22 protein-coding genes and 1 tRNA gene are annotated in these 24,185 nt (G+C 67.4%); 9 read left to right on the top strand and 14 right to left on the bottom strand.

The genetic code is table 11. From position 1 onward, the window contains the following. The first annotated feature begins 49 nt into the window (after positions 1-49). Entirely contained in the window at positions 50-2,170 is a 2,121-nt protein-coding gene (locus ACZK4H_RS03785; protein WP_478473055.1) for a hypothetical protein, read from the top strand. Further along, positions 2,070-3,293 (top strand): autotransporter family protein, encoded by a 1,224-nt coding sequence (locus ACZK4H_RS03780; RefSeq protein WP_478473054.1) that lies wholly within the window; start codon positions 2,070-2,072, stop codon positions 3,291-3,293. Before ACZK4H_RS03785 ends, ACZK4H_RS03780 begins: the two co-directional genes overlap by 101 nt. A 506-nt stretch (positions 3,294-3,799) precedes the next feature. On the opposite strand, the gene ychF is transcribed toward ACZK4H_RS03780, so the two are convergent. The 8 genes from ychF to ACZK4H_RS03740 all read right to left on the bottom strand — a co-directional run bounded on the left by ychF (position 3,800) and on the right by ACZK4H_RS03740 (position 10,742). After that, entirely contained in the window at positions 3,800-4,891 is a 1,092-nt protein-coding gene (gene ychF / locus ACZK4H_RS03775) for a redox-regulated ATPase YchF (protein ID WP_099551241.1), read from the bottom strand. A 100-nt stretch (positions 4,892-4,991) separates the two neighbouring features. Next, the gene (gene pth, locus ACZK4H_RS03770; protein WP_099551242.1) at positions 4,992-5,570 is read right to left on the bottom strand and encodes an aminoacyl-tRNA hydrolase; all 579 of its coding nucleotides are present in this window, start codon (positions 5,568-5,570) and stop codon (positions 4,992-4,994) included. A 48-nt stretch (positions 5,571-5,618) separates the two neighbouring features. Beyond that, a complete protein-coding gene (locus tag ACZK4H_RS03765) occupies positions 5,619-6,236 on the bottom strand; it encodes a 50S ribosomal protein L25/general stress protein Ctc (protein ID WP_099551243.1) in 618 nt (205 codons plus the stop codon). Between the two features lie 110 nt (positions 6,237-6,346). Next, positions 6,347-7,306: a ribose-phosphate diphosphokinase gene (locus ACZK4H_RS03760; protein ID WP_005415400.1), complete on the bottom strand. Its 960-nt coding sequence runs from the start codon at positions 7,304-7,306 to the stop codon at positions 6,347-6,349. 140 nt (positions 7,307-7,446) lie between these two features. Next, positions 7,447-7,523, bottom strand: a tRNA-Gln gene (locus ACZK4H_RS03755). 11 nt (positions 7,524-7,534) lie between these two features. After that, on the bottom strand, positions 7,535-8,404 hold the full coding sequence (gene ispE, locus ACZK4H_RS03750) for a 4-(cytidine 5'-diphospho)-2-C-methyl-D-erythritol kinase (RefSeq protein WP_099551244.1): 870 nt from the start codon (positions 8,402-8,404) through the stop codon (positions 7,535-7,537). Next, positions 8,401-9,060: a lipoprotein insertase outer membrane protein LolB gene (lolB, locus tag ACZK4H_RS03745; RefSeq protein WP_099551245.1), complete on the bottom strand. Its 660-nt coding sequence runs from the start codon at positions 9,058-9,060 to the stop codon at positions 8,401-8,403. The genes ispE and lolB overlap by 4 nt, the downstream gene beginning before the upstream one ends. Continuing rightward, positions 9,057-10,742, bottom strand: coding sequence for a tetratricopeptide repeat protein (locus tag ACZK4H_RS03740; RefSeq protein WP_197577790.1), 1,686 nt, complete (start codon positions 10,740-10,742; stop codon positions 9,057-9,059). The genes lolB and ACZK4H_RS03740 overlap by 4 nt, the downstream gene beginning before the upstream one ends. A 63-nt stretch (positions 10,743-10,805) precedes the next feature. Between ACZK4H_RS03740 and hemA the strand changes: the two genes are divergently transcribed. The 4 genes from hemA (at position 10,806) to ppk2 (ending at position 15,866) form a co-directional block, all read left to right on the top strand. Then, complete coding sequence (hemA, locus tag ACZK4H_RS03735) at positions 10,806-12,089, top strand: glutamyl-tRNA reductase (protein WP_099551247.1); 1,284 nt, start codon at positions 10,806-10,808, stop codon at positions 12,087-12,089. Continuing rightward, positions 12,067-13,149 (top strand): peptide chain release factor 1, encoded by a 1,083-nt coding sequence (gene prfA, locus ACZK4H_RS03730; protein ID WP_099551248.1) that lies wholly within the window; start codon positions 12,067-12,069, stop codon positions 13,147-13,149. Before hemA ends, prfA begins: the two co-directional genes overlap by 23 nt. A 5-nt stretch (positions 13,150-13,154) precedes the next feature. Beyond that, a complete protein-coding gene (locus tag ACZK4H_RS03725; protein WP_099551249.1) occupies positions 13,155-14,867 on the top strand; it encodes an O-linked N-acetylglucosamine transferase, SPINDLY family protein in 1,713 nt (570 codons plus the stop codon). A 216-nt stretch (positions 14,868-15,083) separates the two neighbouring features. Beyond that, positions 15,084-15,866, top strand: a complete 783-nt coding sequence (ppk2, locus tag ACZK4H_RS03720; protein ID WP_014036078.1) for a polyphosphate kinase 2 — start codon at positions 15,084-15,086, stop codon at positions 15,864-15,866. Between the two features lie 609 nt (positions 15,867-16,475). Here ppk2 and ACZK4H_RS03715 read toward each other — a convergent pair. Next, complete coding sequence (locus ACZK4H_RS03715) at positions 16,476-17,048, bottom strand: TlpA family protein disulfide reductase (protein WP_099552723.1); 573 nt, start codon at positions 17,046-17,048, stop codon at positions 16,476-16,478. Beyond that, positions 17,045-18,319, bottom strand: coding sequence for a YihY family inner membrane protein (locus ACZK4H_RS03710; RefSeq protein ID WP_099552724.1), 1,275 nt, complete (start codon positions 18,317-18,319; stop codon positions 17,045-17,047). Before ACZK4H_RS03710 ends, ACZK4H_RS03715 begins: the two co-directional genes overlap by 4 nt. Before the next feature lie 77 nt (positions 18,320-18,396). Between ACZK4H_RS03710 and wrbA the strand changes: the two genes are divergently transcribed. The 3 genes from wrbA to ACZK4H_RS03695 all read left to right on the top strand — a co-directional run bounded on the left by wrbA (position 18,397) and on the right by ACZK4H_RS03695 (position 19,887). Continuing rightward, complete coding sequence (wrbA, locus tag ACZK4H_RS03705) at positions 18,397-18,990, top strand: NAD(P)H:quinone oxidoreductase (protein ID WP_005408181.1); 594 nt, start codon at positions 18,397-18,399, stop codon at positions 18,988-18,990. Further along, positions 18,987-19,322: a DUF2069 domain-containing protein gene (locus ACZK4H_RS03700; protein ID WP_099552725.1), complete on the top strand. Its 336-nt coding sequence runs from the start codon at positions 18,987-18,989 to the stop codon at positions 19,320-19,322. Before wrbA ends, ACZK4H_RS03700 begins: the two co-directional genes overlap by 4 nt. Positions 19,323-19,401: 79 nt before the next feature. Next, on the top strand, positions 19,402-19,887 hold the full coding sequence (locus ACZK4H_RS03695; RefSeq protein WP_010481766.1) for an asparaginase domain-containing protein: 486 nt from the start codon (positions 19,402-19,404) through the stop codon (positions 19,885-19,887). A gap of 89 nt (positions 19,888-19,976) precedes the next feature. Here ACZK4H_RS03695 and ACZK4H_RS03690 read toward each other — a convergent pair whose 3' ends face one another. The 4 genes from ACZK4H_RS03690 to ACZK4H_RS03675 form a co-directional block, all read right to left on the bottom strand. Next, complete coding sequence (locus tag ACZK4H_RS03690) at positions 19,977-21,719, bottom strand: S8 family peptidase (protein ID WP_099552726.1); 1,743 nt, start codon at positions 21,717-21,719, stop codon at positions 19,977-19,979. Between the two features lie 377 nt (positions 21,720-22,096). Continuing rightward, positions 22,097-23,119, bottom strand: coding sequence for a M23 family metallopeptidase (locus ACZK4H_RS03685; protein WP_099552727.1), 1,023 nt, complete (start codon positions 23,117-23,119; stop codon positions 22,097-22,099). A 1-nt stretch (position 23,120) separates the two neighbouring features. After that, on the bottom strand, positions 23,121-23,456 hold the full coding sequence (locus tag ACZK4H_RS03680) for a transcriptional regulator (protein WP_046985218.1): 336 nt from the start codon (positions 23,454-23,456) through the stop codon (positions 23,121-23,123). Next, positions 23,453-24,109 (bottom strand): hypothetical protein, encoded by a 657-nt coding sequence (locus ACZK4H_RS03675; protein WP_099552728.1) that lies wholly within the window; start codon positions 24,107-24,109, stop codon positions 23,453-23,455. The genes ACZK4H_RS03680 and ACZK4H_RS03675 overlap by 4 nt, the downstream gene beginning before the upstream one ends. Between the last annotated feature and the right edge of the window lie 76 nt (positions 24,110-24,185).

Genomic DNA, 24,185 nt, shown 5'->3' with positions numbered 1-24,185 from the left:
CGCCAGTTCGCGCAGCCGCGCTGCGCCCTGCCACAGGAAGTCCAACAGCATGTACGCATCCCCGACTCGGCGCCGCCGTGCGTCCGCGCGCGCGCGCCTCACGCCTGCCCCCCTCCTTCCCAGCCTGCTGGCGACCGCCCTGTGGGCGGCACTACCCGCCCATGCCGCCAATCTGACCGGCCCCGTGCAGATCAGCGACGGCAACAGCCTGCAGCTGGGTGCCGATGATGTCCTCACCCATAGCGCGGGCGGCTTCGCACTGACCGTCACCGGTGCTGGCAGCAACGCACTGATCGACGGCAGCCGCATCAACGTGACCGGCAATGGCAGTGCCGTGTCTGCCGCCAATGGCGGCCAGGTACAGCTGCGCGGGGCGACGCTGTCGATCGCACCGGCCACCGGCGTGGGCGTCTATGCGTTGTATGCCAATGGTGCCGGCAGTGTGATCGATGCGCGTGATGTCGACATTGAGACCACGCGCAACGCCAGCGGATACGGCAGCGTGCAGGCCTACAACGGCGGCGTGATCCGCTACACCGGCGGCCGCATCGCGATGACCGGCGGCGTCGGCACCCTGGTCGGTGCCAACGGCAAGGGCAGTGAAGTGCACCTGGACAACCTGCAGATGAGCGCTGACAGCGGTGCCCGCCTGCGCGCCGACAGCGCTGGCCTGCTGATGATCCGCAACAGCCGGATCACCCTCGCCCCCGGCGGCACCCTCGCCGGCGTCGCCGTCGATGGCGTGGGCAGCCGCGCCGAGCTGTACGACACCTACCTGCAGAACGGTTGGTTCGATATCGACAGCGGTGGCAGCGTGCTGCTGGAGAACGTCGAAGCGCACTCGGTGGGCGGCAGCATGCGCCTGCTTGGCAGCCGCATCAACAAGACCTATTCCAGCGCGGTGATCAACGGCGGCAGCTTCTACACCGTGGGCGGCTATGGCGTGAACATCAACAGCTGGGGCCAGCTGACCGCCCGCGATGCCGCGTTCGATGTCCGCGACGGCTACTCCGGATTCTGGCTGGCCAGCGATGAGTCGCGCCTGCAGCTGACCGACAGCAGCATCGACACCTGGACCGACACCTACGGCTACGGCGTTGAGATCGCCGGCGGCGTCGCCACCGTGCAGGGCGGCCGGATCACCACGCACGGCGATGCAACCTATGGCGTACGCGTGACCGGCTCCACCGGCAGCACCGCCAGCCGCATTGAAGCCAGCGGCAACGTGATCGACGTGCGCGGCAATGGCGGCGGTGGTGTGTTCATCGGTGGCTCCACCGCCACCGCGCTGCTCGACACCGTTGCGATCCGCAGCGACGGCGAGAACGTGTTCGGCATCGTGCACATGAACACGGCGCGGCTGACCCAGGCCGATCGCCTGGACATCCGCATGACCGGCAGCAACAGCGGCGGCTACCGCTCCTACCTGACCGCGTTCGGCCCGTACTGGAACCGTGCCACCTTCAATGACAGCCACATCGAGACCGCCAGCGGCGCCGCGTTCTGGCTGCAGGGCAGCAACCATGCGTTGGCCGTCAATGGCAGCGATGTGACTGCAGGCGACGGCAGTGGCCGCCTGCTGCGGGTCAGCGACACGGTATTCACCGATGGCAGCAGCGTGGCGACCAGCCGCATCGACTTCAGCGCCAACGCCAGCACGCTGCGCGGTGACGTGGTGGTCGACAGCGCAACGGCTGACGTGCACATGGTGCTGGGCAACGGCACCACGTTCAGCGGTGCCCTGCGCAACGACTCGGGCTATCAGGTCGCACAGCTGGCGCTGGATGGCAGCAGCCAGTGGAACGTGCGTGCCAGTTCCAGCGTCGGCGCGCTCGAACACGCCGGCACCATCGCCTTCGATGCGCCGGCGGCGGGCGGCTTCAAGACCGTCACCGTCAGCGGCGACTATGTGGGCAACGGTGGCCAGTGGATCTTCAACCGCGCGCTGGGCGACGACACTTCGCTGGGCGACCAGCTGGTACCCCCACACCCCCGCCCCCCCCCCCGCGGGCGCGCGCCCCCCCCGCCGCGCCCGGGCCCTGCCCCAGGAGGGCCCCCGCCTGATCACCGTGGCTGGCCAGTCGGATGCACAGTTCAGCCTGCAGGGGCGCGCGGTTGCGGGCGCCTACGACTACTTCCTGTTCAAGGGTGGCGTGTCGACCCCGGATGATGGCAACTGGTACCTGCGTTCGGAGTACGTACCGCCGGTCGATCCGCCGGAACCGCCGGAGCCCCCGGTTGATCCGCCGCAGCCGCCGGAACCGCCGGTCGATCCGCCGTCACCGCCGGAACCGCCGATCGATCCGCCGTTACCGCCGGAGCCGCCGATCGATCCGCCGCGCCCGCAGGTGGAACGCCCGGAACCGGCGGCCTACCTGGCCAACCGCAGCGCCGCACTGGACATGTTCCGGCACAGCCTGCATGACCGCGCCGGTGATCCCGCCGCCGAGGCCGGCGCCAGCGGCGATGCCGTGGCCTGGATGCACCTTCGCAGCGCGCAGCCTGACAGCCACGGCCGCACCCGCCAGGTCCAGGTCGATGGCCAGATCAGCAGCGTGCTGGTCGGCGTCGGCCACCGCTTCGAGGTGGGTGGCACCGGCGAGCTGCAGGCGGGTGCGATGCTCGGCCACGGCCGCGCGCGCAATGACAGCCGCTCGCAGGTGACCGGCTACGCCGCGCGTGGCGTGGTCACTGGCACCAGCGTGGGTGCCTATGCCACCTGGCTGCAGGATGCGCGCATGCAGGGCGGTGCCTATGTGGATGGTTGGCTGCAGTACGGCCGCTTCCGCAACAGCGTGCAGGGCGAAGGCCTGCAGAAGGAGCGCTATGACGCCCGCAACTGGAGTGCGTCGGCCGAGGCCGGCTATGTACTGCCCCTGCGGCGCACCGCGCAGCGCGGCATCTACCTGGAACCGCAGCTGCAGGTGGTGCACAGCCGCTATGACAGCGACCGCGTGGTCGAGGCCAACGGCACGGTGGTCGAGGACCGCGGTGGTGGCGAGACCAGCACCCGTCTCGGCCTGCGCCTGTACAGCCGTGGGTTGAGCCCGGCGCAGGGCCAGGTGCACCCGTACGTGGCGGTGAACTGGTGGTCCGGCGGAAATGGCGCGGGGCTGGCGATGGACGGCGAGCAACTGCGCCGCCAGCTGCCGCGTGACATCTACGAGGCCAAGGCCGGCATGCAGCTGAACCTGTCCGGCGGATGGCGCGGCTGGGGAGAGATCAGTCGGCAGAGCGGTGGCATAGGCTTCCGCGATGTCGGCGCCCAGCTGGGCATCTCGTACAACTGGTGATGCGGGAAGAACCCGGCAAGGGAGTGCCGGGCGCTTTTTCCACATGCCGCGTGGAAAGCGATGGGGGTTTGGTGTGGACAAGTGGCGGCGAGCGCCACGCACCAGGCATTTCAGGGAGTGGTGAATTTTTGTCCATACCCACCCGTGGTTTTCCACACCCGGCGTGGAGAGTGGTTGGGATTTGATGTGGACAAGTGGGTGGGAGCATTACCACGCAAGCGTTTCGAAGCATGGCGAATATTTACCCACGTTGCTCGGGCAAGCCGGGTAGAGCCGAGCCCGCACTCGGCTGATGCCCCCCCCTAAGCCGAGCGTGAGTTCGGCTCTACATCAGGTTCGCCGGTTTTCCACACCCGGCGTGGAAAGCAATGGGAGTTTGCTGTGGACAAGTGCCGGCGAGCGTCACACCGCAAGCGTTTCGCAACGTGGTGTTTTTTTGTCCACCCGCGGAAACGCGAACGCCCCGCGCAAGGCGGGGCGTCCAGGGTCGATCCGCTGCCGCAGGATCAGACGTTGAAGCGGAAGTGCAGGATGTCGCCTTCCTGCACGCGGTATTCCTTGCCTTCCAGGCGCAGGCGACCGGCTTCCTTGGCGCCAGCTTCGCCCTTGTACTTGATGAAGTCGTCATACGCGATGGTCTCGGCGCGGATGAAGCCCTTCTCGAAGTCGGTGTGGATGACCGCGGCGGCCTGCGGGGCGGTAGCGCCCTTGCGCACGGTCCACGCGCGGACTTCCTTCACGCCAGCGGTGAAGTAGGTCTGCAGGCCGAGCAGGCTGTAGGCCGCGTTGATCACGCGGTTCAGGCCCGGCTCGCTCAGGCCCAGGTCGGCCAGGAAGGTATCGCGGTCTTCGTCGTCCAGCTGCGACAGCTCTTCTTCAATCGCGGCCGACACCGGCACCACCTGCGCGCCTTCAGCGGCGGCGTGCGCGCGCACGGCGTCCAGGTGCGGGTTGTTCTCGAAACCGTCTTCCAGCACGTTGGCGATGTACATCACCGGCTTCAGGGTCAGCAGGAACAGATCGCGCACCAGCGCCTTCTCTTCCTCGTCCAGGCCCGCCGAGCGACCGGCCTTGCCATCCGACAGCGCGGCCTGCAGCTTGGCCAGCACCGGCTTGCGCGCCGCTGCATCCTTGTCGCCACCCTTGGCTGCGCGTTCGGCACGGTTCAGTGCCTTCTCGACGCTGTCCAGGTCGGCCAGCGCCAGCTCGGTATCAATGGTTTCGATGTCCGAGATCGGATCGACCTTGCCGGCCACGTGCACGATGTCGCCGTGCTCGAAGCAGCGCACCACGTGGGTGATCGCATCGACTTCGCGGATGTGCGCCAGGAACTTGTTGCCCAGGCCTTCACCGCTGGCGGCACCGGCCACCAGGCCGGCGATGTCGACGAACTCGACCGCGGTCGGGATGACCTTCTGCGGGTTGATGATCGCTGCCAGCTCACCCAGGCGCGGATCCGGCACCGGCACGATGCCGACGTTCGGCTCGATGGTGCAGAACGGGAAGTTCGCCGCGGCGATGCCCGCCTTGGTCAGTGCATTGAACAGGGTCGACTTGCCGACGTTGGGCAGGCCGACGATGCCGCATTTGATACCCATGGGTGACAGCTCTCTGGGGTGAAAGTGATTGGGGAAACAGCGACCTGGGCGCTGCTTTTCCAATCATTCTCCGTACCGACCAACGGTCGGTACCTACCATTCATTTCGGGGTGTGCAGCTGCTTCATCGCTTCGCTGAAATCGCCTTGTACCGCCAGCGGCATGACGTCGATCGCATCGTCGATGGCGCGCGCGATCAGCCCGTCGTCGTCCTTCGACGGGCGGCCGAGCACCCAACCCACCACGCGGTCCTTGTGGCCGGGGTGGCCGATGCCCACGCGCAGGCGGTGGAACTTGCCGTGGCCGAGCAGGCGGATGGTGTCGCGCAGGCCGTTCTGTCCGCCGTGGCCACCGTCGAACTTCAGCCGCGCCACGCCGGGCGCCAGGTCCAGTTCGTCGTGGGCCAGCAGGGTTTCTTCCGGCTCGATCTTCCAGAACCGCTGTGCGGCGGTGACCGACTTGCCGCTGAGATTCATGAAGGTGGCGGGCTTGAGCAGCCACACCGTCTGCCCGGCGATCTCGACCTTGGCGGTCTCGCCGAACAGCTTGCTGTCCACATTCCATCGCGCACCGGCTTTTTCCGCCAGGGCCTCAACGAAATGAAACCCGGCATTGTGCCGGGTCCGGGCGTGTTCCGATCCGGGATTGCCCAGACCGACGATCAGTCGCAGTCCTGCCATGGTTCCTTCCAACACGGTGCCTGCCCGGAGGCAGGCACCGTAGCGGTATTACTCGGCGGCAGCCGCTTCTTCGTCAGCCGCGTCGACCTTGCCGGCCTTGGCGGTGACGATGGCGTCGTCGTGGTCCTTGCCCAGCGCCAGGGCCGGGATTTCCACGCCCTTCGGCAGCTTGATGTCGGACAGGTAGACGATGTCACCGGCCTTCAGCTCGCCCAGGTCGACTTCGATCGACTCCGGCAGGTCCTTCGGCAGGCAGCTGATGGTCACTTCCTTCAGTTCGTGGGCGACCACGACGTCGGCAGCCTTGCCAGCCGGCGAGGTGTCTTCGTTGATGAAGTGCAGCGGGACCGAAGCGGTCAGGGCTTCGTTCTCGTTCACGCGCTGGAAGTCCAGGTGCATGATCAGCTGCTTGTACGGGTGGCGCTGCATGTCACGCAGCAGCACCTTCTGCACCTGGCCGTCCAGGTTCAGGTCCAGGATCGAGGCATAGAACCACTCGTTCTGCTGGGCCAGCCAGATTTCGTTGTGGTCCAGGCTGATGGCGACCGGCTCGGCGTTGCCGCCGTACACGATGGCCGGGATCACACCAGCGTGACGCAGGCGGCGGCTCGCACCCTTACGCTGCAGTTCACGCTTGGTGACCTTGATTTCATGGGTCTTCGACATTTTCGACTACTCAGGTTGTTGCCTCGCCTTGCGGCGTGGCGGTTGAAGATGCTTCCGCGACCAGAAGCACCCGGGGTATGTCCCCGCCGTCGCCGGCGGGGACGAAAAACTCAGTCGACGTACAGCGAGCTGACCGACTCGCCGAAGGCGATGCGGCGCATCGTTTCGGCCAGCATTTCCGCCACGCTCAGCTGGCGGATCTTGCTGCACACCCGCGCCGCGTCCTTCAACGGGATGGTGTCGGTCACCACCAGCTCGTCGAGCTGGGAATTGGTGATGTTGTCCACTGCCGGGCCCGACAGCACAGCGTGGGTGCAGTAGGCGGCGACCTTGAGCGCACCGCGCGCCTTCAGGGCAGCGGCAGCGGCGCACAGGGTACCGGCGGTGTCGACGATGTCATCGACCATCACGCAGGTCTTGCCTTCGACGTCACCGATGATGTTCATCACGGTGGAGACGTTGGCGCGCGGGCGGCGCTTGTCGATGATCGCCAGGTCGGCGTCATCCAGGCGCTTGGCCACGGCACGGGCGCGGACCACGCCGCCCACGTCCGGCGAGACGACGATCAGGTTCTCGGTGCCGTAGGCGCGCCAGATGTCGGCCAGCAGCAGCGGGGACGCATACACGTTGTCCACCGGAATATCGAAGAAGCCCTGGATCTGGTCGGCGTGCAGGTCGACGGTCAGCACGCGATCAGCGCCAGCGGTGCTGAACATCTTGGCCGCCAGCTTGGCGGTGATCGGCACGCGCGAGGAACGCATGCGGCGATCCTGGCGCGAGTAGCCGAAGTACGGCACCACGGCGGTCACGCTGGCCACCGATGCGCGCTTGAGCGCGTCGATCAACACCAGCAGTTCCATCAGGTTTTCCGCGCTCGGCGCGCAGGTCGGCTGGATCACGAACACGTCCTGCTTGCGGACGTTCTCTTCGATCTCCACCTGCACTTCACCATCGGAGAAGTGCGAGACCAGCGCCTTGCCCGGGCGAACCCCCAGTTCCTTGCAGATGTTCTGCGCCAGACGTTTGTTGGCGTTGCCGGAAAAGACCAGCAGGTTCGGGGACTCTTGCATCATGATTGTCTCGGGCGGGGACGAGTGGCGGGGATCCGGAGTCGGCAAGGACCCTGATGGACCCTTGCTGCTGACAACACCGCGGCTGTTTCCACGTCCCGCGCAGGCAATGCGCTGGAAGGCGCGGACACAGCCGCTATTGGCAGGGGCGGTAGGATTCGAACCTACGAATGCCAGGATCAAAACCTGGTGCCTTGGGCCTCTTGGCGACGCCCCTGCATTGATAAATCAGTGTTGCTCGAGTGCATCCAGCAGTGGCGAACGCGCAACGCCCGCTGCCACCCTTGCCCGCAACTCCTTCGGCAACTTCGACCGTCCCTGCTCTGCGGCAGACTGCGATGCGAACTCGACGAAACAACCACTTCCCGAACCGGTCAGCCGCGCGGACCCGATCTTGCTCAACGCGACAAGCGCCGCCTCTACGGCAGGCTCGCGGCGGCGCAGCACCGGTTCGAACGCGTTCCCGACCAGGGTCCCGGAAGCGAAGTCCTCTATTTTCGCAACTGGGCTGTCGCGCGTCAAATCCGGGTCTGCGAACAGGGCCGGGGTGGGAACATGAACACCCGGTTCGACCACCACGTACCAAGCCGGGCCCAGGGTGATCGGCTGCAGGCGCTCGCCCACGCCTTCGGCCCAGGCATTGCGGCCGCGCACGAACACCGGCACGTCCGCGCCCAGACGCAGGCCCAGCGCGGCCAGCGCATCCTCGTCCAGACCGGCCCGCCAGAGCCGGTTCAGCACAACCAGCACGGTGGCCGCATCGGAGGAACCGCCGCCAAAACCACCACCTGCAGAAACGTTTTTTTCGACGATGATGTCGACACCTTGCGCGACATTGACCGCCTCTTTCAGCAGCTTCGCTGCGCGCACGGCCAGATCGTCGGCCTCGGCCACGCCCGCCAGGCCGTCCCCCTGCCGGCGCACCTGGCCGTCCTCACGCAGGCGCAGGCCGATGCGATCCCCCCAGTCCAGCAGGCGGAATACGGTCTGCAGTTCGTGGTAGCCGTCGGCCCGGCGGCCGGTGATGTGCAGGAACAGGTTCAGCTTGGCCGGGGCCGGCCACCAGGACCAGCCCGCGCCGTCGACTGCCCCACTCATGGGGTGCCCTGCCCCCACTGGTCCACCAGCAGGCGTACCTTGGCGTCGCCATTGCTGGCCTCGATCCGGCGTGGCACCGCCGGGCGCCCAGCCTCGGCCGGGTACCAGTCCAGATACTGCACCTGCCAGCCCATTTGCTGCATGCGACGCGGCCGGCCTTCACCGTCGCGTTCGACCTTTTCCGGACCAGCAGCATCACCGGCCACCAGGCCACGGATCCACGCCGGCAGCTGGTTGACCGGAATGTCCCAGCCAGTCGCTTCCAGCAGCAGCTGCTGGGCGTCCTCGCCGTCACGCGGCCCGCCGGCCAGTCCCTCCAGGCGACCGGCTTCGGAATGGGTATCGCCGGTCAGCTTCCAGCTCTGCCGGGTCACCGGCGCGCTCAGCTCGACCACATAGCGGCGCCCTTCCTGCTTCCAGTCGATGCGACCGCTGCCGCCGTCCTTGCCCTTGCTGACCGCGACCCGGCCCTGGAAAGCCCAGTCCGGCTGCGCGTGCAGCACGGCCACGCGCGCCGCCTCGACCTGCGCCGCTTCGGCCGAAACAACCTCGACCACCGCCGGCGCCGGGGTCTTCTGCGTGCCCACGCTGGTACAGGCAGTCACCGCCAGGGTCACGGCCGCCAACAGCAGCGGCCGGATCAGGGAAACACTCATGGATTGAATTTCTCGCGGGCGCGCAGCAGCGCGCGGTTTTCAGGATCGAGCTTGGCCGCTTCCTCGAAGAAATGGCGGGCCTCGTCATGCTTGCCCAGCACCCACAGCACTTCGCCTACGTGGGAAGCGATCTCCGGGTCCTTGGCCAGGGTCCATGCCCGACGCAGCTGCACCAGTGCTTCTTCCTTGCGACCCAGGCGATACAGCACCCAGCCATAGCTGTCGACGATGGCGGCGTTGTCCGGTTCGGCCACGCGGGCGCGGTCGATCAGCTCCAGCGCTTCCTGCAGGCGACCGGTGCGATCGGCCAGGGTGTAACCCAGCGCGTTCAAAGCCGGCACGTTCTCCGGGTCGGTCACCAGGATCTTGCGCAGATCGGCCTCGGCGCGCGGAATGTCGTCGCGGCGTTCCCAGGTGAGCGCACGGGCGTACAGCAGGCCGTTGTCATCCGGGTAAGCGGCCAGGCCGCGGGCCAGCGCATCCAACTCCCCGGCAGTGTCGTCGGCGCGCTGGCGCAGTTCGGCTTCCAGCAGGTAGGCGTCGCGGCGCACGTCGTCGTCAACCACCGCATCGGACTGGATCGCGTGCACTTCATCCAATGCCTGCGGCAGGCGCCCGGCCAGGGCCTGGGCGTTGGCCGCGCGCAGGCGCGCCTCACTCAACTCATCGCCACCGGGCACGCTGTGGTACCACTGCACGGCCTCGGCGTAACGCTTCAGGTACTCGGCGATCTTGCCCAGCAGCAGGCGCTGCGCCGGGTCCGGCTTGGCCGCCTGCCGCGACAGCTCGTTGTAGAGGTTGGACAGCGCGGCCTTGTCACCCTGCTTGGCCAGCAGCGAGGCACGCATGCCCCAGGTCTGCACGTCCTGCGGGCCGAACGCCAGCACGCGCTCGGCGGCGGACGGCTGGCCGAGGCTGTCATAGGCAATGGCCACCGCATTGCGCAGTTCCGGGTCCTGGCGGGTCTTCGGCTCCACATCGTGCAGCAGCGACAGCGCCTTGCCGGTCTCCCCGGCCTGCTGCAGCTGGCTGGCACGCAGCAGCGCCACGCGCGGTTCTTCCGGGAAACGCTTGACCACTTCATCGATCATGCGCCGCGCCAGGTCGGGCTTGTCCATGCGCAGGGCAAGGCGACCGAACTCCTGCCAGGCCTCGATCTTCGGCGGAATGGCGTTGACCTCGACCAGCTCGCCCAGCACCTGCGCGGGCACCGCCGGATCGCGGCCACCGCCGATCAGGGCCGCCAGGGCGAACTTCCAGCCGCGCTCGTCGGGGTCGGCCAGCAGGCCCTGCAGTTCGGTGCGGGCAGCCTTCACATCGCCCTGGCGCATGGCCAGCGCACCGGCCGCACTGCGCAGGGTCAACGAGCGCGGGGCCCGCTGCTGCCACAGGGCCAGGCCCTTGGCGGCGCTGGCATCATCGTTGGCGAGCATGGAAATGCGGGTCGCGCGCTCGGCCAGGCCGGCGTCGCCGTCGGTCTGCTGGGCGGCCTGCAGGTACCAGCGCGCGGCCTCGGCCAGCTTGCCGGCCTGCAGGGCGAACTCACCGGCCATCACCGGTTCCAGCGCCAGTTCCTCAGTGGCCGGGGCCCGTACGGGGGCCTTGGCCGGCACCGCCGCCAGGGCCTGGCTGCAGGCCAGGGACAGCAGCAGAACACTGGGGATGCGAATCAATGCGGGCATCGTCGGCATCGGGGCCTTAAAATGTCGTCCAATGGCCAGCAGCTTATCGCAAGCAACTGAACAATGACCCTGTGGGTGCTCGGACTGAATCACCAGACCGCACCGGTGGAGCTGCGCGAGCGCGCGGCCTTCGCCGGTGAGGCGTTGCCGCGCGCGCTCGGTTCGCTGCGCGATACTCCGCAGATCGCCGAGGCGGTGCTGCTGTCCACCTGCAACCGCACCGAGCTGTATGCCGTGGCCGATTCGGCACAGGCGCTGGACCAGTGGCTGCACACCCAGGCCGGCGACCTGCAGGGCTACCTGTATCAGCACGCCGATGCCGAGGCCGTGCGCCACCTGTTCCGGGTCGCCACCGGCCTGGACTCGATGGTGCTGGGTGAACCGCAGATCCTCGGCCAGGTGAAGGATGCCTGGTCGACCGCGCGTGACCACGGCCTGCTCGGCCAGCGCCTGGACCGCCTGTTCCAGCAGACCTTCTCGGTCGCCAAGCGTGCGCGCACCGACACCCAGGTCGGCGCCAATCCGGTGTCGGTCGCCTCGGCCGCAGTTCGCCTGGCGCAGAACGCCTTCGCACGCCTGGACGATTCCACCGTGCTGCTGGTGGGCGCGGGCGAGACCATCGAGCTGGCTGCACGCCACCTGAGTGAAGGCAAGGTGCGGCGATTGCTGATCGCCAACCGCACCCTCGCCCACGCGCAGGAGCTGGCCAGCCGCCACGGCGGCGTGGCCCTGCCGTTGACTGAACTGGACCGCCACCTCGGCGAGGCCGACGTGGTGTTCTCGGCCACCGCCGCACGCGAACCGGTGATCCACCGCGAGATGGTGGCCAATGCCCTGCGCGCGCGCCGGCACAAACCGATGCTGCTGTTCGACCTGGCCGTGCCGCGTGACATCGAGGCAGAGGTCGGCACGCTCAACGACGCCTTCCTCTACACCGTCGACGACCTGGAGCGCGCGGTGGAAGACAACCGCCGTGGACGCCGCGAGGCGGCCGCCGAGGCCGAGGCGATCATCGACCTGCAGGTCTCGCGTTTCGTCGAAACCCTGCAGGCCAGCGCCCACCAGGCCCCGCTGCGGCAGCTGCGCGCCTTCGGCGAGGCCACCCGCGCCGAACTGCTGGAGCGCGCGCGCCAGCAACTGGCCAACGGCAAGCCGGCCGATGAAGTGCTGGAACTGCTGGCCCATGGCCTGACCAACCGCCTGCTGCACCCGCCGACCGCCGCCCTGCGCGCAGCCGCGCTCAGTGGCGATGCCGACCTGACCCGCGCCGCCGAGCGCCTGTTCCCGGCCACGCCGGGTTACCGCCACCCACCCGTGAGACCCGATGACGCCGACCCTGCGCCGTAAGCTGGAAGCGCTGGCCGAGCGCCGCGAAGAACTGGAACGCCTGCTCGCCGAACCCGATGTGGTCGCCGACAACACCCGCTTCCGCGATCTTTCGCGCGAATTCGCCCAACTTGAGCCGGTCGCCACCGCACTGGCCGACGAAACCCGCGCCAAGGCCGACCTGGCCGCGGCCGAAGGCATGCGCGCCGACCCCGACCTGCGCGAACTGGCCGACGAGGAAATCGCCGCGGCCCAGGCCCGCCTGCAGGAACTGGAACAGGAGCTTGCCCTGCTGCTGGTACCGCGCGACCCGCGCGATGAGGGCAACCTGTTCCTGGAAGTGCGCGCCGGTACCGGCGGCGACGAAGCAGCGATCTTCGCCGGCGATCTGTTCCGCATGTACGCCCGCTATGCCGAACGCCAGGGCTGGAAGGTCGAGATCGAATCGGACAACCCCGGTGAGCATGGCGGCTACAAGGAAGTAGTGGCACGCGTGGTCGGGCGTGGCGCGTTTTCGCGCCTGAAGTTCGAATCGGGCACGCACCGCGTGCAGCGCGTGCCGGCCACCGAATCGCAGGGCCGCATCCATACCTCGGCGGCTACCGTGGCGATCATTCCCGAAGCCGACGAAGTCGATGACATCGTCATCAATCCGGCCGACCTGAAGGTGGATACGTTCCGCTCCTCCGGCGCCGGCGGCCAGCACGTCAACAAGACCGAATCGGCCATCCGCATCACCCATGTGCCAACCGGCGTGGTGGTGGAATGCCAGACCGAGCGCAGCCAGCACGCCAACCGCGACAAGGCGATGAAGCGCCTGAAGGCGCAGCTGCTGGACGCCGAGCGCCAGCGCCAGGATGCCGCGCAGGCCGAGTCGAGGCGCCTGCAGGTGGGCAGTGGTGACCGCAGCCAGCGCATCCGAACCTACAACTTCCCGCAGGGGCGCATCACCGATCACCGTGTGGAAGGACTGACCCTGTACGACCTGCCCAACATCCTGGCCGGTGACCTCGACCCGCTGCTGCAGCGGCTCAGCCACGAACACCAGGTCGACGCCCTGGCCCAGCTGTCGGCAGGCTGAGCACGATGTCGGCCTGGCAGCAGCGACAGCACCTGCAGCAAGCGATTGCCCGCCAGCCCGACGACTTCGTCGCCTGGGTGATGCTGGCCGACGTGGAACTGGAAGCCGGCGACATCGCTGCCGGCGAACAGGCCGCGCGACGTGCCCTGCAGCTGCGCCCGAACCACCCCGAAGCACTGGCGCGGCTCGGCCGCGTGGCGTGGATGGCCGGTGCACATGGCGATGCAGCCAAGCTGCTCGGCCAGGCCTCGGCACTGGCACCGCAACATCCCGGCATTGCGCTGTGGCTGGGCCACGCACTGGAAGATGCCGATGATGCCGAAGGTGCGTCGGCGGCCTATCGACGCGCACATGGGTTGATGCCGGCCGAACCTTACATCGCCGCCCAGCGCCTGGCCTGGCAGCGTCGCCTGTGCGATTGGCAGGACGTGGACTCGCTGGCCGCACAGGTGCGCGCCGCCGTGGCCAGCGGCCAGGGCGTGGTCGAGCCGTTTGCCTTCCTCAGCGAGGACGCCAGCGCTGCCGAGCAGTTGGCCTGCGCACGCACCCGTGCGGTGGCTGTGGCTGCCTCGGTGCGGCCATTGCCGCCGGCAACGGTGCGCCCGCACGGCCCGCTGCGCGTCGGTTTCCTCTCCAATGGGTTCGGCGCACATCCGACCGGATTGCTGACCGTGGCGCTGTTCGAGCAGCTGCGTCACGACCCCGCACTGCAACTGCATCTGTTCGCACTGAACCGCGACGATGGCAGCCGCATCCGCCAGCGCCTGCAGACAGCGACGCAGCTGCATGATGTGGCCGGCCTGCGTCATGCCGATACCGCCGCACGCATCCGCGCACAGGGCATCGACCTGCTGTTCGACCTGCGTGGCTGGGGCGGTGGCGGCGCGCCGGAAGTGCTGGCGATGCGCCCTGCCCCGCTGCAGCTGAACTGGCTGGCCTATCCGGGCACGTCGGGGGGGCCGTGGATGGATGCGGTGATCGGCGATGCCTTCGCGCTGCCGCCCGCACTGGAGCCGCACTACAACGAACGCGCGCTGCGCCTGCCGCGAGCCTTCCAGCCGTCGGACAACACGCGCGTGCTGGAGCCTGCGCCGACGCGTGCCGACTGCGGTCTGCCCGTGCAGGGCGTGGTGTTCTGCTGTTTCAACAACAGCTACAAGCTCAACCCGCGCAGCATGGGCCGTGCCTTTGCAGTGCTGCAGGCGGTGCCCTGCAGCGTGCTGTGGCTGCTGTCCGGGCCCGGCCAGGCCGACGCGCGCCTGCGTGCCGCCGCAGAGGCCGCGGGCCTGGACCCGGCGCGCCTGGTGTTCATGGACAAGCTGCCGCATCCGCAGTACCTGGCCCGTTATCAGCTGGCCGACCTGTTCCTGGACACGCATCCGTACAACGCCCACACCACCGCCTCCGATGCGCTGTGGGCCGGCTGCCCGGTGCTGACCTGCCCGGGCGACACTTTCGCCGCGCGCGTGGCCGGCAGCCTCAACCATCACCTTGGCCTGGCCCGGCTGAACGTCGCCGACGATGCCGCGTTCATCGCCACCGCCAGTGCACTGGGCAACGACCCGGCTGCGCTGGCCGCGTTGCGTGCTGAACTGGCGCAGGCACGCGAGCGCAGCGGGCTGTTCGACATGGGCGGGTTTGCCCATGATCTGTCGGCGTTGGTGCAGCAGCTGGCGCGCGAGCACGGCTGGCTGGGAACAGCGGAACAGACTGGGTAATGTCTACTGGAAAATGCCTGCTGGGTAGAGTCGACTGTCAGTCGACTGCTCTCGGCCGGAAGCCGAAAACCCCGCGCTGCGCGCGATAGTCGACTCTACCCAGTCGGCACCCAATCGATACCCAATCGATCTCATCCCAGCGGCGGTCGCCCTGCCTCTACATGCGGTGACGCGACGGTGCGCTACGCTCGGGCTTCCTTCCCGCGTGGTGTGACGATGGCCAAGCTCAAGCGCAAGGACTACGACGAACTGCTGCTGCCACTGCAGCTGGAACTGACCGCGATGGCGCGCTGGGTGCAGCACAGCGGGCAACGCCTGCTGGTGCTGTTCGAAGGGCGTGACACGGCGGGCAAGGGCGGCGCGATCCAGGCCATCAGCCAGCACCTCAACCCTCGCCAGTGCCGGGTGGTGGCACTGCCCAAGCCCACCGACCGAGAAGCCACGCAGTGGTACTTCCAGCGCTACGCGTCGCACCTTCCGGCCGCCGGCGAGATCGTGCTGATGGACCGCAGCTGGTACAACCGTGCCGGCGTGGAGCGGGTGATGGGCTACTGCAGCGAGACCGAGTACCAGCAGTTCCTGCGCCAGGCGCCGGTGTTCGAGCAGCTGCTGGTGGACGACGGCATCCTGCTGTTCAAGTACTGGCTGTGCGTTGACCAGGAGCAGCAGGAAAAGCGCTTCGCCGAGCGTCATATCGACCCGCTGAAGGGCTGGAAGCTCTCTCCGGTGGACCTGAAATCACGCAGCAAGTACAGCGCCTACACCGAGGCACGCGAGGCGATGCTGCGCGCCACCCACCGCGAAGCGGCGCCGTGGACGCTGGTGGATTTCAACGACCAGCGCCTGGGCCGGCTGACGCTGGTGCGCAACCTGCTGGACCGGCTGCCGGATACGCGCGTGGATGCGCCGTTGCCGGAGCTGCCGAAGCTGAAGGGCAAGCTGCACCGCGAGCACTACGATGTGCTGAAGCCGATCGAGGACTTCCCGGTCGAGGAATAGGGTTTGTTCGGCAGGGCCTGCGGCCCTGCACCTGCCGAAGCCAGAGCAACGGCAACAGCAACAGCAACGGCGGGCTTCCTGAGGGATGGCGGGGCGGGTCCGGTTTCGGGGGACGCTGCAAGTACGTCCATGTAAGCTCGGTCGCCGCATCCATGCGGCTCACGCCCCCGCAACCGGACCCACCCCGCCTTCGACAGATCTCCGCGATCTGTCGGCATTGCATTCTGTAGATCCACGCCATGCGTGGATGCTCTTTGTCCGATTGTCGAAGTATTCGAACTCGATGGAGATTCATCCACGCATGGCGTGGATCTACCAGATCGCAGAAATCTGTCAGAGGTAGGGCGGTGTCGGAGTGCGGGGTGTCAGCCGCATGGGCCCGAGGCATGCCTCGGGCGGGTTGGGCAGGACGCCCAACCCCGGTCTTGCCGTGTGCGCAGGAAAGCGCACACGAGCAAGCGGCTGCCAAGCCTACAGGGACGTACTTGCGGCGTCCCCGCACTCCGACACCGCCCCGCCCACCCACGGAATGCACGCTGTTGCTGTTGCTGCCGGCCAGCGGCCGGCACTACCGCGGGTGCAGGGCCGCAGGCCCTGCCGACCAACCCACTACTTGGCAGCCGCGATCTGCTTTTCGATGTCGGCGGCAGTCACCGGGCCGAGGAAGCTGTGCGCCAGCTTGCCCTGCGGATCGATGAGATGCGTCAGCGGCAGGCCGCGCGGCGTGGCGAAATCGGCGGGCGGATCGAACGGGTCGACGATCACGATCGGATAGGTCACCGGATGCTTGGTCAGGAACGCCTGCATTTCCGGCGCTTCGATGTCCTCATAGGCCAGGCCGACCACTTCGATGTTGCTGCGCATCGCATGCAGCGCCGACAACTCCGGCATTTCCTTGCGGCACGGCGCGCACCAGGTCGCCCAGAAATTCACCACCACCCACTTGCCGCGGTGCGCGGCCAGGTCGTAGTCGCTGCCATCGACCGCCTTCATCTTCAGCGTCGGGAACTCGGCGGTGATGCGTTCGGCCGGGGTCTCCTCGACCGGTGCCGGCGTGCTCGGTGTCGGTGCCTGCGCCGGCGGCTGGCTGCTGGCCGGGGTCGGCTCCTGTGCCGGCTTGCAGGCCGCCAGGGCCAACAGGAGGGCCAGCGGGAGCAGCAGCAACGGGGTCTTGCGGGTCATGGCATGTCTCCAGATTCGGTGTAGATATCGCTGACCTTGCGCTTGAGGCGTTCGCGCAGGGGCAGTCGCAGGTCGTCCAGTGCCGCCAATGCGGCGCGACCCAGGCTGTCGTCCCGGTACGGCAGATGCTGCTCGGCCACCGGGATGCGCAGCTGGGTGCATTCGTACAGATCGGCCAGGCTGACCTGGTCCAGGTCACGCGACAAGAGCCATTCACCACGTTCATCGCGGCGCAGCAGGCCGATCTCCTGCAGGTTGCAGGCCAGGTCCTGCAGCAGCGAATCGGTCAGCATCGGCTCCAGCCGCAGGATTTCATCATCGGCCAGGCCCTTGCCCTTGGCACGTGCATGGTGGAAGCGGCCCAGCAGGCGCAGCAGGCCATAGAACTCGTAACCCTGCGGCAGGCGCAGTTCCACCGGCTGGTAGCGGAAGGCGGCCATCGACGAAGACAACGATGCCCCCAGCAGCACTGCCACCCAGCACAGGTAGATCCACAGCAGCAGGATCGGCACGAAGGCCACCGTGCCATACAGCTTCTGGTAGGACTGGAAACTGCCCAGGTAGGCACCGATGCCCCATTTCACCAGTTCCAGGATGACCGCCGCCAGGATCGCGCCGGGCACCGCGTGCCGCCATTTCACGGTGTGGTGCGGCACCACCCGGAACATCAGCGTGATGCAGACGAACTCGATCAGGATCGGCGCCAGCCGCAATGCGAACTCGGCCAGCCAACGACCTTCCTGGGTCCCGAACAGTGGCATCGCGAACACCCGCGCCGACACCGCCAGCGAAGCGGCGGCGAGCATCGCGCCCAGGGTGAGTACCGTCCAGTAGACCAGGAAACGGGTCAGCTTGGGCCGGGTCGACCCAACCCGCCAGATCTGGTTGAAGGTCTCTTCAACACTGTTGAGGGTGATCAGCAGTGACACCACCAGCGCAATGAAGCCGGCGGCGGTGAGCTGGCCGGCACTGGCCGAGAACTGCCGCAGGTAGCCCTCCGCCGCGCGCGCGGCATTGGGCACGAAGTTGGAGAAGACGTAATCGCTGAGCTGGTCGCTCCAGCGGTCGAAGACAGGGAAGGCCGAGAGCACGCCGAACACCACGATGGCCAGCGGCACCAGCGCGAACACCGTGGTGTACGCCAGCGCCGCCGCTGCCTGGAACAGGCGGTCGTCGAGGAAGCGATGCCACAGGAAGCGGCCGAAACTGATGGCCCGTGCGCGATCCCGCGCGCGCTCCATCCACAGGTTGAGCGTATCCAGAGGTTCCATCGGTGGAAGGGTACCCGATGCGGAATGCTGGCAGGATAGCCATACTGGTGGCCACACGACGAGGAGAAGCGGGCACGATGGGCGAGATTCTGGTGCTGTACTACAGCCGGGGCGGTTCGGTGGCACGGCTGGCGCGCCAGATCGCGCGGGGCATCGGCGAAGTGCCGGGCATGAGCGCGCGCCTGCGCACGGTGCCGCCGGTGGCCGCGGTGACCCAGACCGCGCAGCCGCCTGTACCCGACGATGGCGCCCCCTATGTGAGCGTGCAGGACCTGGTCGAGTGCCAGGGCCTGCTGCTCGGCAGCCCGACCCGCTTCGGCAACATGGCCGCGCCGGTGAAGCATTTCCTCGACGGTCTCGGCGCCGAATGGGTCAACGGCACCCTCTCGGGCAAGCCGGCCGGGGTGTTCACCTCGACCGCCTCGATGCATGGCGGCCAGGAATCGACCCTGCTGTCGATGCAGGTACCGCTGCTGCACCACGGCTGCGTGATCGTCGGCATTCCGTTTACCGAACCGGCGCTGAGCCATACCACCAGTGGCGGCACGCCCTATGGCGCCAGCCACGTGGCCGGTGCCGCCGACGATCCGCAGCCGACCGACGACGAGGCCGTGCTGGCCCGTGCGCTGGGCCGCCGGGTGGCCGACATCGCGCAGCGGTTGGCCCGATGAACCGGCCGCCGCGCACGGTCCTGCTGCTGGCCCTGATGGGGCTGGCCGCGCTGTTCGCCGGCTGGTTCATCAATGACAAGCACTGGCTGGCCACCCAGCTGGTGTTCACCGCGCCACCGCTGGCGCTGGCCATCGCACTACGCCTGGGCTGGCGCAAGGCGGGTTTCTGGGCCTCGGTGCTGGCGCTGGGCTGGTTCAGCCACGGCGTGATGAGCGCCTGGAGCCACCCGGAGACGCGCTGGCTGGCGCTGATCGAGATCGCGCTGGCCCTGCTGGTGATCTTCAGCGCCAGCCTGCCAGGGCTGCGCGCCCGCTTCGGCAAGCGACGCTGACGCTGCGCCCGCCGGGCCGTATCATCTGTGTTCCTGGCCCCGCGCCGCTGTACCTGTCCTGGTTTCGCGCATGCACATGATGGAAGAGCTCCTGGTCGTCACCACCGGTGGCACGATCGACAAGATCTACTTCGACGACAAGTCGGACTACCAGATCGGCGACCCCCAGATCGGCATGATCCTGCGCGAGCTGGGCGTGACGTTCCGCTTCAACGTGATTCCGATCCTGCGCAAGGATTCGCTGCACATCAACGATGAGGACCGCGAACTGATCCGCGCCACCATCGCCGCGCAGCCGACCCGCCACGTGCTGGTGACTCACGGCACCGATTCGATGGTGCAGACCGGCAAGGTGCTGGCGACGATCCCGGACAAGACCATCGTGATGACCGGCGCACTCAGCCCGGCGCGTTTCCGAGGTTCGGATGCGGAGTTCAACATCGGCTGCGCGATCGGTGCGGTGCAGTCGCTGCCGAGCGGCGTGTACATCGCCATGAACGGCCGGATCTTCGACCCTCAGCACGTACGCAAGAACGTGGCCGCGAACCGCTTCGAGTCGGTCTGAGGAACAGCGTGCCGGCCAAGGTCGGCACCTGCCCAAAGCAAAAACGCCCCGGCCTAGGCCGGGGCGTGCCCATGGAGAGGGGCTTGGGCTCAGTACTGGGCGTTGAGGGTCAGGCCCGAGAAGGTGCTGTACGCCTTCACCCGCACGTACCAGGTGCCGGCGGCAGGACTGTTGATGGTGCAGGTCTCGCTGTTGCCGCTCAGGTACGGACGGCAGGTGTAGGTGGTATCGGTCGGGGCACTGCCCTGGCGCACATACAGGTCGGCATCACCGCTGCCGCCACTGATCGCCACGCGCAGCTGGGTGCTGCCAGCCGGAACCGCAACGGTGTAGTTCAACTCGGCACCGGTCGCAGCACCCAGGCCGGTCACCGGCACGTTATTCTGCAGCACATTGCCACCCGGGTTCGGATTGCCGCCACCGTTGATCGCCGCAGCCACGGCGGCATTGGCGTCGATGATGCCGGCGCCGCAGCCACCCGAGCAGGCGCCCGGCAGCGGACGTGCGGTGCTCTTGATGATGCTTTCGACCTGCGCCGGGCTCAGTGGGCTCGGAGCGACCGACTGCATCAGCGCGACCACGCCGGCCACGTGCGGTGCCGCCATCGAGGTGCCGTTGTACGAGGCGTAACTGGCGCTGCCCGGCGTGGTGGTGCCGCTGTTGAGGGTCGAGAGGATGCCCTGGCCCGGTGCCGAGATATCGATGCCATTGCCATAGTTGGAGAAGCTGGCACGCGCACCGGCCGAGGTGGTGGCCGCCACCGCGATCACGTTCGGGCAGTTGGCCGGCACCGACGAGGACACGTTGGTGTTGCTGTTGCCAGCGGCAACCACCACGGTGGTGCCACGGCCGACCGCACCATTGATCGCATTCTGGTAGGTGGTCGAGCAGCTGCCACCGCCACCGAGCGAGAGGTTGATGACCTCGGCCGGGTTGGCGTTGGCCGGTACGCCGCTGACGGTGCCGCCGGAAGCCCACACGATCGCATCGGCGATGTCGGAGGTGTAGCCGCCGCACTTGCCGAGCACACGCACCGGCACGACCTTGGCGTTGAACGCGGTACCGGCCACGCCGGTGCTGTTGTTGGTCACTGCTGCCACGGTGCCGGCGACGTGGGTACCGTGCCAGCTGGAGTTCGAACCCGGGTAACCGGCCTGGCACTCGTTGTCGCCGTACCAGTCGCCCTCATCGTTCGGGTTGTTGTCGCGGCCGTTGCCATCGCGCGCCATCGCCGCATCGCTGATGAAGTCATAGCCGGGCAGGATGTTGGCGTTGAGGTCCGGGTGGTTGGTGATGCCGGTATCGATCACCGCGACAACGACACCGGTGCCGGTGGCCTTGTCCCAGGCCGGCCGGATGTTGATGCCGGCATTGGTGGTGCCGAAGCCCCACTGCTCACTGAAGCGGGTGTCATTCGGGGTCAGGGTCGCACGCATGATCTGATCGACCTCGACGTATTCCACGTTCGGGTCGGCGGCCAGCTTGCGCATCAGCTGCTCGGATTCGGCCCGGTCCAGCGGACGATCGGTCCTGACCAGGGTCGGGCCAACGGCCAGCTTGCGGACCTCCTGCAGGCCCAGCGCGCGGCCCTGGCTGCTGGCCAGGCCAGCGGCGGCCGTCTTCAGCGACGAAGCCAGCGCAGTGGTGCTGGCCACGGCGGCGCTGCCGTCGCGGTACTTCACGATGAAACGCTGGTGCGTCGGAGCGGACTGCAGGCCGCTGAGCTGGACATCACCGGCCAGCGCAGGCGTGGCCAGCAGCAGCGATGACAGAACGGACGCACCAAGGACCACCCACACTCGACGCACACGCGGTTGCGTTACCTGGGACATCGTATTTCCCTTTCTTGTGGTGTGAATGCCGGAATCGGCAGAAGCACCGGCCCGAACCATGGGCTGGCTTGCATTGGCGAGGTTCGAAGTCCGGTGAGTCAGCGGATCCCCCTAACGATCCGCCGTGCAGATGACGCTAAAGGCCGAAACCGGACACCACAAGATTTTCAGCGTCTTTTCAGCAAGATGAAATGTTCGTTCTGAGACTTTTCGGGTCGAGGGTTTGTGAAGGTGAAGGAACTTTCTCGTGTCCTGCACAGACCTGACTGGGTCGTCACGTGTCCTGGAATGACTTTGCCGACATCGGCGTCGACTGCCCACACCAGCGGTCGCGCAGCATCCGCACGGTGCCCTGCCCGCTGCGTTGGACGCGCTGGCTATTTCGCCTGCGCAACGCCGGCAGGCCGGATACGCTGCCCCTTGACCGGTTCACCGCGTACAACCGGCTGGCCATCGGCCACGTAGCCGGAGAACTGTGCCGGCAGCGCTTCGCCGACACCGAACACGGGCCCGGCCTGCAGCTGATAGTGCAGGTGCGGCTCGGACGAGTTGCCGCTGTTGCCACAGTCACCGAGGTGCGCGCCACTGCGGACCACCTGTCCCTGGGCGACGCGCACACTACCCTGGCGCAGGTGCGCCAGCACCGAGTACTCCTCATTGCCGTGATCGAGAATGACGCGGTTGCCGGTGAGCTGGGCGGCATTCATCTGGCCCGGCACGTTGTCGGCGACCCCCTCGATCACCTCCACCACCGTGCCGTCGGCCGGTGCGAGAATCGGGCGACCGAAGCAGTAGTAGTCATCGTTGCGCAGGCCATCGCCACGGTGCGAACGGCCATCGCGGATCATCAGCAGATCCAGCGCGAAGCGCTGGCCGGCATGGGCCGCATGGTAGTTCTGTTCGACAGTTCGCCCGCCCCAGAACACGAAGTATTCATCATCGAACGGCAGTTGCAGCCGTGTGCGGGTCTGGTAGTCGAGGAACCCGCTCGCCGCGGCCTGCGGCGGCGTGGTCTGCAGCGGGCGGATGTAGAAGCCGCCGATCCGCCCGTCGGCATCGATGGCCCACAGCACCTGGATGATGGCCGGGCTCCTGGCGAAGCGCGCCTGCCGCAGATAGGTGTCGAACCCATCAACCTTCTCGACCTTCTCACTGACCAGCTCGGTTTCCGTGCCCCAGCCCGCCAGCACCTGCTCGCGAAGCGCCACCAGGCTCTGCGGGGACTGCAGCCCCGCCTGCATCTGCGGGGTCATCCGTTCCCACAGGGCATCGATGTGCCCTTCGTAGAACTGCGCGGTCAGCGCGGCTCCCTGCTGGCGCGGATCTGCGGCCGCGGCCACGCCGGTGAGGGCAGAGAAGGAAACAACCAGAACTGCAAACAGGCGCGGGAGCAATGTCATTTCAGGAGTCCTTTCGATCCGGATCGGGAATGCCGGCAACGATCGCCGCCAGCTGCGTGCGGTACTCGGCCAGGGCAGTGCGGCCCATCGGCGTCAACTGCAAGGTGGTCAATGGGCGCTTGCCACGGAACGACTTGTCGATGGCGACCAGCCCTGCCGCTTCAAGCTTGCTCAAATGGCTGGAGAGGTTGCCCTTGCTCAACCCGCTGAGATGCTCGACAAAACCGAACTCGGCGGATTCGGCACCTGCCAGGATCGACAGGATCAGCAGCCGTGCCGGCTCATGGATCAAGCGGTCGAGCTGGAGCAACGCTCTGGAATCAGGCAGCTGGGTCATTCGACGTTCGTCCGCGCCGCCATGAACGCGCGCATCTCCACCTGCAGCCGCTGGAAGCGCTGGTGGTCACGCCAACCGACCACGATCAGCGCGATGGATGCCAACGGGAACACGGCGGTGCTCGGGCCGAAGCCATACGCCTGCCCGGTGAAGGCCAGCGCGGCCTGGCACAGCAGGAACACGCCCACGATGAACTCCAGCGGCGTACGCAGCCAGCGCCACACCATCCAGGGCAACAGTGCCACCACGACCAGATAGCCGATGGCGCGCAGATCCCAGGGCAACTCGCCCATCGGCACCATCCGGGGCAGCACGCTGCCGATCACCAGCACGCTTACCAGCGCGGTGAAGGCGATGAAGAAGCGCTGGAAATTGCGTTCAACCGGCGTGACCTGCTCCTCGACCTGACCCAGCCGCTGGTAGTAACGGCGTGCCAGCCATTGCTTGCCGACGATCCACAACACCGGCAGGGCAATGAGCACGATGCGCAGCGCCAGGGTGGTCGGCAACAGGGCGCCGGCAAGGAACGAGGCCAGGCAGGCGAAGCCGCCTGCCATCGCCGACAGGCCCCCGGCACTTCGCGAGTACCGGGAGTACTCACGGGTCAGCGCCTGCAGGCGCGAGGAAGGATCAATGACGGACGGCTGCTGCATGACACGCTCCACCGGGGTCGCTTGAATTCAGTTTGCATCGCAAACCTATTTGCGTCAAGCAATCACCTGCTGCGGT

Source organism: Stenotrophomonas sp. 78350_Sma, assembly GCF_056482105.1.
This window is presented reverse-complemented; position numbering and strand designations above follow the sequence as displayed.

Excerpts from the sequence above, each read along its gene's own strand:
- ACZK4H_RS03785 (WP_478473055.1), top strand. The coding sequence starts at position 50 with ATGTACGCATCCCCGACTCGGCGCCGCCGTGCGTCCGCGCGCGCGCGC.
- ychF (WP_099551241.1), bottom strand. The coding sequence starts at position 4,891 with ATGGGTATCAAATGCGGCATCGTCGGCCTGCCCAACGTCGGCAAGTCG.
- pth (WP_099551242.1), bottom strand. The coding sequence starts at position 5,570 with ATGGCAGGACTGCGACTGATCGTCGGTCTGGGCAATCCCGGATCGGAA.
- ACZK4H_RS03765 (WP_099551243.1), bottom strand. The coding sequence starts at position 6,236 with ATGTCGAAGACCCATGAAATCAAGGTCACCAAGCGTGAACTGCAGCGT.
- ACZK4H_RS03760 (WP_005415400.1), bottom strand. The coding sequence starts at position 7,306 with ATGCAAGAGTCCCCGAACCTGCTGGTCTTTTCCGGCAACGCCAACAAA.
- ispE (WP_099551244.1), bottom strand. The coding sequence starts at position 8,404 with ATGAGTGGGGCAGTCGACGGCGCGGGCTGGTCCTGGTGGCCGGCCCCG.
- lolB (WP_099551245.1), bottom strand. The coding sequence starts at position 9,060 with ATGAGTGTTTCCCTGATCCGGCCGCTGCTGTTGGCGGCCGTGACCCTG.
- ACZK4H_RS03740 (WP_197577790.1), bottom strand. The coding sequence starts at position 10,742 with ATGCCCGCATTGATTCGCATCCCCAGTGTTCTGCTGCTGTCCCTGGCC.
- hemA (WP_099551247.1), top strand. The coding sequence starts at position 10,806 with ATGACCCTGTGGGTGCTCGGACTGAATCACCAGACCGCACCGGTGGAG.
- prfA (WP_099551248.1), top strand. The coding sequence starts at position 12,067 with ATGACGCCGACCCTGCGCCGTAAGCTGGAAGCGCTGGCCGAGCGCCGC.
- ACZK4H_RS03725 (WP_099551249.1), top strand. The coding sequence starts at position 13,155 with ATGTCGGCCTGGCAGCAGCGACAGCACCTGCAGCAAGCGATTGCCCGC.
- ppk2 (WP_014036078.1), top strand. The coding sequence starts at position 15,084 with ATGGCCAAGCTCAAGCGCAAGGACTACGACGAACTGCTGCTGCCACTG.
- ACZK4H_RS03715 (WP_099552723.1), bottom strand. The coding sequence starts at position 17,048 with ATGACCCGCAAGACCCCGTTGCTGCTGCTCCCGCTGGCCCTCCTGTTG.
- ACZK4H_RS03710 (WP_099552724.1), bottom strand. The coding sequence starts at position 18,319 with ATGGAACCTCTGGATACGCTCAACCTGTGGATGGAGCGCGCGCGGGAT.
- wrbA (WP_005408181.1), top strand. The coding sequence starts at position 18,397 with ATGGGCGAGATTCTGGTGCTGTACTACAGCCGGGGCGGTTCGGTGGCA.
- ACZK4H_RS03700 (WP_099552725.1), top strand. The coding sequence starts at position 18,987 with ATGAACCGGCCGCCGCGCACGGTCCTGCTGCTGGCCCTGATGGGGCTG.
- ACZK4H_RS03695 (WP_010481766.1), top strand. The coding sequence starts at position 19,402 with ATGGAAGAGCTCCTGGTCGTCACCACCGGTGGCACGATCGACAAGATC.
- ACZK4H_RS03690 (WP_099552726.1), bottom strand. The coding sequence starts at position 21,719 with ATGTCCCAGGTAACGCAACCGCGTGTGCGTCGAGTGTGGGTGGTCCTT.
- ACZK4H_RS03685 (WP_099552727.1), bottom strand. The coding sequence starts at position 23,119 with ATGACATTGCTCCCGCGCCTGTTTGCAGTTCTGGTTGTTTCCTTCTCT.
- ACZK4H_RS03680 (WP_046985218.1), bottom strand. The coding sequence starts at position 23,456 with ATGACCCAGCTGCCTGATTCCAGAGCGTTGCTCCAGCTCGACCGCTTG.
- ACZK4H_RS03675 (WP_099552728.1), bottom strand. The coding sequence starts at position 24,109 with ATGCAGCAGCCGTCCGTCATTGATCCTTCCTCGCGCCTGCAGGCGCTG.